This window comes from Amycolatopsis sp. SID8362, assembly GCF_010550475.1.
Classification (GTDB): Bacteria; Actinomycetota; Actinomycetes; order Mycobacteriales; family Pseudonocardiaceae; genus Amycolatopsis; species Amycolatopsis eburnea.
The window spans coordinates 1-1,551 of record NZ_JAAGNB010000077.1; the positions used below are offsets into that span (position 1 = coordinate 1).

1 protein-coding gene is annotated in these 1,551 nt (G+C 75.0%); it reads right to left on the reverse strand.

Annotated elements, in window-relative coordinates:
• Window positions 1-311: 311 nt before the first annotated feature.
• Window positions 312-1,551, reverse strand: a 1,240-nt coding sequence (locus G3I65_RS02905) for a helix-turn-helix transcriptional regulator (protein WP_160694473.1), incomplete at its 5' end; no start/stop codon positions are given.

Sequence of the window (1,551 nt, forward strand, 5' to 3'; positions counted from 1 at the left end):
CCGCTGCGCCGAGTGGCGCCATCCCCGCCGCGCAGGCCCGCTACCCGGGGCGAAGAGCACGGCCGACCGCGCTGGGCCTGGATGCCCTCCGGACGGAGGGCGGCGCCAATCGCACTGTGCCCGCACGCCAGCCGGGCGGAAGCGCACCGCCGACCGCGTCGCGCCGCATGTCGAGCCCGCAGCGCACCTCGAGCCTGCGCCGTTTAGCCGGCTACAAGCGCCGCCGTACGCACGCCACCCCGTGGCCGCCGGTCAGCGGTCCATCCAAGCGCCCACCGCGGCCCAATCAGGTCCAGAGAAGCCCGCACCCCTCAAGGCGCGTCCGGCCGCGAAAGCAACTCCCGCAACGTAGCCAGCAACTCCCGCCGATCCGCCGCCCCGAGCTTCCCCCGGATCCGGGCCATGTGGTGCTCCACCGTCTTCCCGGAAATGAACAGCTTCGACCCCGCCTGCTTGTACGTCAGCCCCTCCACAACCAACCGGGCCACCTCCAGCTCGCGCTCGCTCAACGCCGCCAGCCCGGTCCCCGCTGCTGCCGGTTCCGTTGTTCCCTGGTCGCGGCGGGCCGCCGTGCCCTGGAACTGGCGGGCCGCTTCCAGCAGCTGGACCATCGCCTTGCGGTCGGACGTGCGGATCGCCGCCTGGCCGGCCAGGCGGGCCGCGTCCCAGCGGAGGTCGAGGTCGTGGAGTTCGGCCGCGGCCGCCGCGATCGGGTCCGGGGCGAACGTGCCGCTGAGGACCGCCAGCCAGCACTGGGCCGCCGTCGCCAGGGCTCGGGGGTGGCGGCCGCAGTGGGCGTGGGTGGTCAACGTGGCCAGGTGGGCCTTCGCGGCCTCCGCGTCCTCCAGCGTGATCGCCGCGTGGAGCTCGTGCCAGACCAGCGAGACCGTCCACAGTGGAGGCTCGCCGAGGCGGGACAGGAGGCCGTGGGCGCGCTCCAGCTGCGGAGCCAGCTTCGCGAACGCGCCCGTGCGGGCCGCCGCGATCGCCAGTTCGCCCAGGGGCAGCAAGGAAAACAGGTCCGTCTGGTAGCGCATCGACGCCTGGTACGCGCGGTTCCACGACCGCTGCAGCCCGACCAGGTCGCTCGCCCGGCGGGCCAGGCCGAGGTCCAGGGTCGCGAAGAACAGCTCGTCGCGTGCCTCCAACGTCCGTCCCGCGACGGCGTCGCGGTGTTCGGCCGCCGTGGCCAGGTCGCCGGCCGTCATGGCCACCCAGCCCAGGAGCAGGCGGTGGCGCGTCGCCAGGAGGTCTCCGCCCGTGCGGCCTTCCAGCGCCCTGGTCAGCACCGACTCCGCCAGCGCCAGCTCGCCGGTGTGCAGCGCGGCCAGCGCGGCGAGCGCGGCCGGGCTGTCCGGCAGCAGCGTGCCGCCCAGGGCGGGCTCCAGCATCGCCGCCGCGCCCAGCAGCGTGGACAACGTCTCCGTCGCGCAGCCGGACACCGAATCCGCGATGCCGCCTGCCATCCGGGTGGCCGCGCCCGCGAACAACGTCGGGGCGACGCCGGGGGAGGGGGTCTCGAGCAACCGGCGGGCGTTCGGGAGGTCGCCG